Source organism: Saccharicrinis carchari (assembly GCF_900182605.1).
Lineage (GTDB): Bacteria > Bacteroidota > Bacteroidia > Bacteroidales > Marinilabiliaceae > Saccharicrinis > Saccharicrinis carchari.
The window spans coordinates 44720-55371 of sequence record NZ_FXTB01000014.1 but is presented as its reverse complement, the minus strand read 5'-3'; the positions used below and the strand labels follow the sequence as shown (position 1 = coordinate 55371).

6 protein-coding genes are annotated in these 10652 nt (G+C 35.7%); 1 reads left to right on the top strand and 5 read right to left on the bottom strand.

Features of this window, described 5'->3' with window-relative positions; all coding sequences use genetic code 11:
• Window positions 1-42 precede the first annotated feature (42 nt).
• The 3 genes from FN809_RS16975 to FN809_RS16965 all read right to left on the bottom strand — a co-directional run bounded on the left by FN809_RS16975 (window position 43) and on the right by FN809_RS16965 (window position 5652).
• Window positions 43-1374, bottom strand: coding sequence for a PAS domain-containing sensor histidine kinase (locus FN809_RS16975; RefSeq protein ID WP_142534729.1), 1332 nt, complete (start codon window positions 1372-1374; stop codon window positions 43-45).
• Between the two features lie 387 nt (window positions 1375-1761).
• Window positions 1762-3609, bottom strand: coding sequence for a glycoside hydrolase family 13 protein (locus FN809_RS16970; RefSeq protein WP_142534728.1), 1848 nt, complete (start codon window positions 3607-3609; stop codon window positions 1762-1764).
• Window positions 3610-3669: 60 nt separating this feature from the next.
• Window positions 3670-5652 carry a ChaN family lipoprotein gene (locus FN809_RS16965; protein ID WP_185957608.1) on the bottom strand — a complete coding sequence of 661 codons (1983 nt, stop codon included), beginning with the start codon at window positions 5650-5652 and terminating at the stop codon, window positions 3670-3672.
• Window positions 5653-6007: 355 nt separating this feature from the next.
• Between FN809_RS16965 and FN809_RS16960 the strand changes: the two genes are divergently transcribed.
• A complete protein-coding gene (locus tag FN809_RS16960) occupies window positions 6008-6685 on the top strand; it encodes a LytR/AlgR family response regulator transcription factor (RefSeq protein ID WP_185957607.1) in 678 nt (225 codons plus the stop codon).
• Between the two features lie 1264 nt (window positions 6686-7949).
• Here the strand turns inward: FN809_RS16960 and FN809_RS16955 are convergent.
• Complete coding sequence (locus FN809_RS16955) at window positions 7950-9005, bottom strand: SusE domain-containing protein (RefSeq protein ID WP_142534724.1); 1056 nt, start codon at window positions 9003-9005, stop codon at window positions 7950-7952.
• Window positions 9006-9031: 26 nt separating this feature from the next.
• Window positions 9032-10618, bottom strand: a complete 1587-nt coding sequence (locus tag FN809_RS16950; protein WP_142534723.1) for a RagB/SusD family nutrient uptake outer membrane protein — start codon at window positions 10616-10618, stop codon at window positions 9032-9034.
• Window positions 10619-10652 lie beyond the last annotated feature (34 nt).

Sequence of the window (10652 nt, the reverse complement as noted above, 5' to 3'; positions counted from 1 at the left end):
GCACTTTAAGGGGTCAGCATCCGCCGGAATGTCATGCTAAATTCATGACTTCAACCAACGTTTGCTAAGGGGGTCAGCTTGCTCCGGAATATCCATGTAAGAGGCCGAAGACTTACAATCTTTTTGAATAGTTTTTTGGATTTGTTTAGCATTACAAGGTAACGTAAAATAAAATGTTGAGCCAATGCCTTCCTCGCTTTCTACCCAAATTTTACCGCCAAGCATTTCCAGATAGGCTTCGGTAATCGACAATCCTAAACCTGCGCCCTGGTGAGCCATTTTATTGTGAATGTCAGCTTGCACAAAACGTTTAAATATGGCTTCAAATCTATCTTTTGGAATCCCAATGCCTGTATCTTTTACATAAAATTGCAATTCCTTTTGAGTTTTTGAGCCTGCTATGCTACATCCTAATTCTATTGTTCCTGCATTTGTATATTTAATGGCATTTTTAACAAGGTTGATAAGAATCGTGTTCAGTTTTTTGCGATCGGTTGTAATAATTACTTCTTCAATAGGCAAACTGGTTTTTAGCGAAAATTTTATTCCTTTCGCGTCAGCCTCTGGTCTGAAACAGGTATAGATGTGTTCGCACTGCTCGTTGATATTATATTCTATGATGTCAAGTTCCACAAGTCCTGTCTCAACTTTAGAAATATCAATAATATTGTTGATGATATTAAGCATTCGGATACCACTTTGCTCAATGATACGGATGTACTTTTGTTGCTGATCCGCTGTTAATTCGTGATGTTTTAGTAACTCGGCAAAGCCAAGAATTCCGTTCATTGGTGTTCTGATTTCATGACCAATATTGGCAAGAAAAGCTGATTTTAAGCAATCGCTCTCTTCAGTACTAAATAATTCTTTCTCTGTCTGTTTGAGTTTAGTAAGATCAATATCGATGCAGAAAAATTCTTGCATCTGCCCGGGTATATTAATGATTTCATGGCTTGAAAAAACTGACACGAGTGAGCCATCCTTTCGAATCCGTGACAATTCAGCTGCCGGAATTGGTTTTCCCGTCACGACCATCTCTTTTATCGACTCTTTAACAAATTCTTTCATTTCAGGAGGTATGATCAAATCCAGCAAATTCCGACCAATCGCTTCCTGGGTACTATATCCATATAATTTCTCGGATGCTCGATTCCAGAAATGTGTAGTGCCATCAAATCCATACCCTTGAACAGATATGTTCTCAATGTCTTGTAATAAATGCTGAAATCGTATCTCACTTTGCCTTAAATTAGTTTTCATTAGATTAAGTTCAATTTGGTTTTTTTCGTATAAAGCAATTAAGACTTTATTCTCTTGCTTCAATTCCTGCAATTCTTTTATTAGATCTTCATTGCCTTCAACTATTTCAACCATAATATCTACTATTTATTGTTCCCATTATTTATTTAATTGGTTTAGAAGCATATAGATACTTGCATAGCTATTTTCACGACCAATATTTTTCAATAATCCTAAAGTTTAATAATAATAATACTAAGTATAAAGTTGAGCTAAAGCCCGATGTGAATACATTGCAGTTCTCCCGGATATCCCATCTGTCGCCAGACAGGAATTCCGTAGATTGGCTATTACGTTTAGTATAAGTTCCTTTGACAGTATCTGTTTTGCTTCAGTTTTACTTTTTATTATTACTTCAATTATGTATTTATAGTCACCTAGAAACCAAATACCTGTCATTCAGAGCGAAACGTAATGAAACGAAGAATCTATAACATTAAGCCAGCGTTTATCGGTCAATAGTTATTTAACATCTAAAATCATTGCTGTTTTAGCAGAAATTCTTAATGTATTTTCCACAATAATCTCCTGGTCAGAAATAATCTCTTTCGCTTTAAACTTATTTGGTATTACCTCATTGTATCTGTTCATGTCTAGCAAAACACTTTCGCTGTTTTTGTTAAGTATAACCATCACTTTTTGTTTGTCATTATATCGAAAATAAACATAAACATCATTTTTATCTGGTGCGTAATGCATGAATTTTCCATTGGTAATCGCTGAATTAGTTTTTCTCCAATTTAAAAGTTTTGCAATATAGTATTGAGCTTCTTTTTCTTCTTTGGTCAAGCCCTTTCTTGTAACTGCATTTTTAGAATCACCATCCCAACCGCCATAAAAATCGCTTCTTCTCTGTCCATCGCTTCCTGCTTTATCATTGAAAAACAAAACCTCTGTTCCATATAAAAACTGTGGAATACCGCGCATGGTTGTATACATTGCTATTCCAAGTTTCCATTTTTCGAAATTTTTATTTATTCTTGAATAGAAGCGGTCTAAATCATGATTATCAGGGAATATCAACTGATTCTCTGGATGCGGAAATAAATAATCCTGTGCTACACTTTGATAAACATCTCTCCAGGTTGAAAACCAACTATCTGTACGATTCAAGCTAGAAATTACTTGCTCATTCAAAGAAAAATCCATCAAAGTTGGCAAATAACATTGATAGCCATCTGTGTTTTTTTTGTCAATTTGCCAATATGCAGTTTGAGCAATATTTCGAGAGAGCTCTTCTCCAACAATATTTAGTTTGGGATATTCAGCAAGGATGGTTTTAGTCCAATTGGATAAAAACTCTTTGTCTATATATGAAAAAGTATCTTCCCTTAAACCAGAAAGACCAGCATATTCAATCCACCAAATCGTATTCTGAATTAAGTATTTTGCAACCAAAGGATTTCTTTGGTTTAAATCTGCCATATGGTTATCAAACCAACCATCTGTATATTCTTCTTTGTCAATTTTTGCAGCGTATATATCAGTAATAGTTGATTTTAAATGATTTGTTCGTGTTCTAGATTTTGGTAAGTTCACCCAATCTTCACATGGTAAATCTTTAATGAAGTAATATTCAGAACCACAATGATTCAAGACGACATCCCAAATTATTCCAATATTTCTTTTTTTTGCTTCATAAACCAATTTTCTAAAATCTTCATTAGTTCCAAACCTTGGATCGATCTTATAGTAATCGGTGGTTGCATATCCATGATAAGAATAATTTGGTTGATTATTTTCCGTTAAGGGCGTGTTCCAAATTTGTGTAAACCCCAATGACTTAATATAATCTAAATGATTAATGATTCCCTGAATATCTCCACCATGTCTTTTGTTTTCATCTTTTCGGCTCAAGGTTTTTTCAAGCATATTGGGTATTATATCGTTGCTAGGATCACCATTGGAAAACCGATCTGGAACAATTAAATAAATTGCGTCTTTCTGCGTATAACTATCTCTTTCTGCACTGTTTGCTTCACGTTTAAGAATAGGGAATTTTTTTGTTAACAATTTCTCTCCGTTTTTTTTGAAGATTATATTTACTATCCCCGGTTTTGCAGTAGGGTTTATTTTAAGTGATAGAAAAAGGTAATTTTTATTTTCACTTTTTTCTGTATTAACAAGCAAAACATCAGGATAAGAAATTTCCGGTTGTAAATCTGAAATATCCTTACCATATAACAATAGCGTTACAGTGTTGTATTTCATTCCAATCCACCAGTTTTTCGGTTCAATTCGTTCGATTTTTTGTGAGAACAAAGTAGTTGGCAATATAAATAGAAAGCAAAATTTAATAAAGAAATTCATAATAAATATTTTTTAATGTATTGAATTTTTAATTTTTCATACTTAATTAGGATTTATTTTTCAATCACTTTTGAGCAAAAATTTTAAAGGTATTTGTAACCGTTCACTCCAAGAACGTTCAGAATGATCACGATTAGGAAATTTTTTTGTTTCCCAAGAGTTAGCGGTATACCCTTTTATTTTCATGACTTTATCCACTTTTTGTTGATAAGGTTCATAAAGACTGTCTACCCCTATAGTTCCGAAGTCAAAATATATTTTGTGATTCTTTGGATCAGGAAGATTATTTTTAAGATATTCTATAAATGCGTTGGGTATTATATCGTCTTTTCGGTTGACATCTCCAGGCCAATGTGTTGAAAGACAGGCAGCACCTCCAAATATTTCCGGATATTCACTTATAGCATAAATTGATATCAGTCCACCCATACTAGAACCTGTAATAAAAGTATACTTCGCATCCGAATAAGTTGAATATTTGCTGTCTACATAAGGTTTCAGTTCATGAACAATGAATTTGAGATAGGAATCTGTTTGAATTTTTCCTTGTAAAGAATTTTCTAAAAGATTTTGCTGTATATTTTTTGGAAGTTTCAAAAAAGGTTTCTCTGGAAAATATTCAGAATGTCTGGTTAGTCCGGTATTCCATATTCCGACTACTATAACCTGTTTAATTTTATCCATTTTGTTTAGCTCAGAGATATTTTCATCAACTTTCCATTCAGAATGATTCCAGGTAATATCTGCATCAAAGAGCATTTGTCCGTCATGCATATATAGTACTCCATATCTTTTTTTGGAATCAAAATTTTCAGGCAGCCAAATATCAATATTTCGAGGAGCAACATATTTTGAAGGAAAGTTGTTTAAACGAATTATTTCCCCATGTTGTACAGAAGGAATGGAAGTCTGAATTACATCTTTATACCTTTCCTGAATGTCTGAATATTGTCTGATTTGTTCTTTATATTCCTCAATATTATTAGATTTTCGCCAATCCGGGTCAGGAAAATTGCCTTTTATTTCCTCCCAGGTTTTCCCAGTAAAAAAATCCTCATCATAAGTACATCCATGAAGATTTTTAAATGGTTTGAGAAAAATATAACCGTCAAAATAATCCTCCATCACAAAATTGTTGTAGCACAAACTAAAAAAACTATCATCTCTTAGTTTCCCTAACGGAGAATTTTTGAGATCAAAGCCAACGGAAGGAGTACCAATACTATGCAAAATATTTTCAATTTCCCCGTTCGCTGGAGATACATAGGAAGGATTAAATTGGGCTTTTGAGCGCAATGGAGTGTGAAATGTAATAGCAAAAACTTTATCTGGAAATTTTTCATATAAACGGCTCCCAACCCAACCGCCATGATAATCACAGAAATTGTCATTATTCATCTTAAGAATTGGCATTTTATAATGAGTAAAGACGTGATAAGTCCCCATATAAATAAGTGCTTTCTCTTTTTTGTCAATAATTTCTTTCTGGATGATGCTGGTACGGAATTTATCTGGTGTTCCCAAATAGAATACTGAACTCATGTTCTCGGGATTGCGCACACCACCTTTAAAATTTGCCCATTTGTACTGATAGCTCAAATTTATAATTCTGAATTTTTTTTCTCCATTTTTTAATGTTTTATTGAACTCCCAAACCGTTTTGTATAAATCATAATATTCTTGGTAAGCCCAACCCACATTATAATAAAACATCATGTCTTTTGCTAACCGTTCATTATAGGTTTCTCCAGTTAATAAAGAATCCAATTGCTCTTGCTTTTCGAAAGCTCCAAATTCCATGCACAGGTTGTATACTCCTGCATCGTACAATTTTGGTATAAGATCATGTACAAATTCTAAGTTTTCTTTTATTGCATGAGCTTCTCCAAGCAGGACATAAGGATACTCTTTAAACTTTGAAATCAGATAATCGTCAGGTTTCTGAAAATGGGTTTTCAGGTAATCAACAGGAGAATTTTGTGCATAGGAAAAACTTAAAAATGAAAAGAATGCTAAAAAGAAAATTAATAAGGTTATTTTCATATTTAAGATGGAATTGCTTTTAGAGTTATTCATAATTAATTCATGATTAGTAAAGAAAAATATAATTATTAAAATCTCTACAAAAGTATTTCCTCATCCACACATATCAAAGCGTTTTGCACATACAACTATTTGTAAGGTACGAATGACATCACGCAAATCAAATGTTGGAAAGTTTGACGTTTTTATATAAATGCTTAAATTTGTGAGAAGTAAATTAATATATTAAATGATCCATTTTGTACTCAATTTCAACGAAAAATCAATAATTAAACATTTGTTATATTGGTCTTCATTTGTTATTTTTTGGGGGATCGTCTGGGGATTGTCCGATTTTCAGTTTTTTAGGAATATTATGATTCAGATAGCATGTATTCCTTCTAGGATGTTATTGGTTTATCTGACGCTTTACTTTTTATTTCCTGTTTTTTTTTGGACTAATCGTTATTTTAAATTTTTTGTGATGTATTGCCTGTTGGTACTTGCAATCAGCATTCTGATTCAGAGACCATTGATGTTGATTTTTGTGCAACCTGCATATTTACCTAATTGGGGCACCAATAATTTTTTTGGATATTCAGAGATTATAAATACAGCACTTGATATCAATATTGCTGCTATTATTCCCTTGGGACATCATATTTTTAAAAGAGTAGAAGTATTAAAAAAAAGCAACAAAAAATTGAACCAAGAAAAGATTCTTTTAAAAGAAAATTCTTTAACTCCAACTCTTGACGTTAAGGTAGAAAAGACAATCCATAAAGTATTGCTGACAGACATTTTGTTTATTGAAAGTCAAAGAAACAACATTAGAATAAAACTCGCAAAAACTGAATTAATTGCACGACACAATATTTCAACCATGGAAAATCTCCTTCCTAAAAATACGTTTATACGAGTACACCGTTCGTTTATTATTAATCACGGAAAAGTTTCTTCTTTCTCTCCAACCAAAATCGAAATTGATGACGTTTCAATTCCGGTTGGAAGGAAGTATAAAGAAGTGATTAAAGAATTATTAGGATATAATTGAATTACGGAATTCTTATTTCTTTTAGTAAGAATGTCCAACAATGAGCAACCAATGTCAACTATAACTGAATATACTACAACGAAGTAGATATTATTAGTAGCCACTAGTTCCATAATTAGTACAAATATTTCGACCAGATCATTGTTAGGTATCATACTTATCTAAGAAATGAAAACGTTGAGATTGCTAATGATAGAAAATAACAAAAAGAAGTCTTGTTGGATATCAGACTGACAATGAACATATTAATGGCATGGAACAATAGATGGCAACCATCACTTTTTAAGTGAACAAGACAACTTTTTATGAGCTAATAAGATTATAAAATTAGGCATAACAAACGACAAAATAGCTGCTCGCGGTGGTATTTCATTATTTCCGCGTTACATTCAAAATATCAAGATGTTTGGGTTAATATAGGTCACCTTGGTTCCGTTTATTTTTGGTAAGCGGTAAGGGCTTACAGCTGGAGCAGTTCCTAAAACAGATGTTTGCATTTTTCATTGACGGCACCAATATGACCATGTCCGGCTTCGACAGAAAGACAGAAAGAAAAAGGACGAGGGTAATGCTGCCCTGCTGGAGGAGCATACGTCCGATATGACATCTTCCCATCAGATTAAGCGTTTCTTTATGAACTTCATCTTTATCAAAGATATATTCTGTAATAAATTTTACATGAACTTTTTATTTGGAGACTGCACATAGAAAGTCCCAAGATTATTACCCTGGGCATTGACACCATGGTAATGGACAACGAGAGTTCAAACAATAGGGAGGGCAACGAGTTCACTTACAAGAGAAAGAAAGTTTTCAGCCCTTGCACACATCCATTACATAACCATAAACCGGGTATATAAAAATGTGAGAGAGTACGCCGGGGCGACAAGACGGATTGTGTGATATACCCAAACATAGGGAACAATAAATTTAAACTTGAAAACTTATGGCAAAAATGTCAGTTACCCCCAATAATACAATTTGTATAACTAGCAGAACAAATAGGAAAAGATGTAAACCTTAGTGGTAATGGGATAGATATGCCCGGATATCAAAAAATCTCACTATAAAATCAACATAATAAAATAAAACATGGCATTGTGCTCTATTTTTATACGCTCAGGCTAAAAACCCAACAAAAAAATCGTTTTCAAAATTAAATTTCCAACCAACTTTGGCAATCGCTCAATTTTGGTTGATATCAGAATGATTAAAAATCCGCATACCCCAATTATGAATAAAGGTATGCGGATAGGAAATTATATTAATTATTTTTTACGATAGAATAGGTATAGAGGGCATCGCTCAAATCCATCGTTATCGTATAGTTACCACCCTCTTGAATGATGATGTTATTTCCGTCGCTGCCTTTATCCAAAACACCGTCCATTTCGTCATCACCATATACCTTGCCCCAATCCTGGTTGGCAATAAACTTAAAGCCTCCCGCGGTCATGTCAACGGTAAGCGACCATAATCCGGTAGTTATATCATATACCATATCGGCCATGGCCCAACTGTTAAAATCACCCGTCACGGCCCAATTAACTAAAAGTTGCGAGTAGGATTGATTATTCAGGTTGACCATGAATTTATATACGCCCGCAGCTTGGGAGGCTACAATGTTATTTCCGCCCCAATTTCCTATTTGGAGGACGCCGGAAGTACCACTTTCGTCGAGATCACCGATAATGGCATTAGGATTGTCCCAGTTTGGCTGCTGCGAAAACTTGATAAGGCCGTCCTCTCTAAGATATATGTAACCTTCGTAAATTGCATTGTCTTTAACTGAGAAAATGGCCGACTCATCGTTGAAGCCCCAGGTATTGTGATCACCTGTTACATAAAGCTTGGGAAAAACAGGTACAATTTTGTAAGGCGTGATATTGGCTGTGAGCACGTTGCCAACCGCATACACTTCTTCGTGTAGCTTTCCTGTAAGCTTAAACTCTAGGTTACTAGCCACCCCGGGAACGGCGCCCAAAGTAATGAGCTTTTGATTGAACATAGCATTAGTATTCTCAAACCGAAGATCTAAGGTATTGATAAGGGTAATTGCATTTTTAAAATCGTTGCCCTCAAAATCCATTTGCAGAATATATTCCGGACTGGCCGAGGGGTAGCCGAAATCGGCAGGTGTCCAGGTAAATGCACCAAACGGTTCTTCGGCGATATCCTCGCTCAGTACAATACTTTTTCCGACTACATCCGAAGACAAAACGAGATCCACCGTCTCGCCCAATTGCAACATATTAACCTCCTCGCAGGAGCTCAATGCCAATAGCATCGAGAACCCATATATAATTGATTTATACATCATGTGTTTTTAAAAGTTGATAATTTACGTTAATAGCCGTCTTGCTTTAAATTGGGATTTGCGTTGATGTCGGAAGCAGGTATCGGAAAATGATTAAAATGATCCGGCAATGCTTTCCCTTCGTAAACGCCGCCTTTCCATTCCCAGAGATAATCGCCAGAAGTGAATTTGTTAAAACGAACCAGATCAGTACGTCGGTATCCTTCCCAATAGAACTCACGAGCACGTTCATCCAAAATAAAATCCAAGGTAAGTTCCGACAATTGGATATTACCGTCTGCACCGCCATAGGCTCTTTGGCGAACCTCATTCACGTAACTCAAAGCCTCGCTGGTGGTTCCACCCGTTGCACCTCTCAATACTGCTTCGGCGTACATCAGATAAGCGTCTGCCGTACGGAGTAGCGGGAAATCGATATCCATGTGTCCAATATTTGAACCTTTGGATCCATCCGAAGTGATGTTTTTATATTTCATTACCGAATACCCATTTTTAAATTCTGTGATCACGTCAGTGGTAGCCGTACGGTCGGTGGCATAAAACATAGCCCGTTTGTCGGTAGCTCCTGTATAATCTACAAACTTATCAATCAACTGCTTGCGGGCACGATTACCTCCCCAAGCGTTGATACCATAGCTGAAGGCATCCATATCCGAAGCCCATGCTGAACATGCTATCATGGTGGTTCCACCCCATGACAGGGCGTTGATGCCATCATTGACCACGCCTAAGATAATACCATCGGCTGTATGGTTATCGGCCAAAAACAGATTCTGGTAATTCGCATCCAACTTATACTTTGAGTCGATTACCTTTTTTGAATAGGTAAGCACCTCGGTATATTTTGGCGTAGAGATATAGACCTCGGCATTCAAATATAATTTTGCAAGCACCATCCATGCCGCTGCAACATCTACTCTTCCTGCCATATTTTGCCCAGGAGCAGGGAGCAAAGTCTCCAACTCTTTTAATTCTGTTTCGATGTAGGCAAACAAGTCCTGTTTCGATATCTGCTGGGGCAAAAAGGCGCCCACGTTGTCATTTTCGGTAACAAAAGGAACGCTTCCATACAAATCCAAGGCATGATAATAACTCAAAGCTCTCAGGAACCTTGCCTCGGCCCGATAACCAAAAATGTCTTCTTTAGCGACGTCCGCCACACCCCTGCCGTTTAACTTACCTTCCGAAGACTCTCTGATAAGCTCATTGGCCAAGGCTATTTGATAAAAGATACGGTAATACATACCCAAACTTATTTCGTTGGCTGATGTCCATTCATTGGTCTGCAACTCAGGTATGCCGGGATCGCTCCATATCCATAGTGCCATCTCAGTGGTCATATCCTGCATGTACCAATAGGCACGGATATAATTAGAAGCTCCCTCGTCTATACCCAGCACATCCTGATCTCCATCAGGGCCTACTTGTCCGGTTAACGATAATCCCCCATAAATTTTCGCCAGCACCTGACGATAGGACTCGGGGTTATCGTAAAATGTTGCTGATGTAATGGTATTTTTATCCAGTGGAATTGTGTCCAAATCATTGACACATGAGCTTAGCCCAGCAACTACTAAAGCCATACCCAATATCCATTTACTTATATTTAGTTTCATTTCATTAAATTTTTAAATTCTTAATCAGAAGTAT

Coding starts and splice junctions, on each gene's coding strand:
- FN809_RS16960 (WP_185957607.1), top strand. CDS start 6,008: ATGATTCAGATAGCATGTATTCCTTCTAGGATGTTATTGGTTTATCTG.
- FN809_RS16970 (WP_142534728.1), bottom strand. CDS start 3,609: ATGAATTTCTTTATTAAATTTTGCTTTCTATTTATATTGCCAACTACT.
- FN809_RS16955 (WP_142534724.1), bottom strand. CDS start 9,005: ATGATGTATAAATCAATTATATATGGGTTCTCGATGCTATTGGCATTG.
- FN809_RS16965 (WP_185957608.1), bottom strand. CDS start 5,652: ATGAAAATAACCTTATTAATTTTCTTTTTAGCATTCTTTTCATTTTTA.
- FN809_RS16975 (WP_142534729.1), bottom strand. CDS start 1,374: ATGGTTGAAATAGTTGAAGGCAATGAAGATCTAATAAAAGAATTGCAG.
- FN809_RS16950 (WP_142534723.1), bottom strand. CDS start 10,618: ATGAAACTAAATATAAGTAAATGGATATTGGGTATGGCTTTAGTAGTT.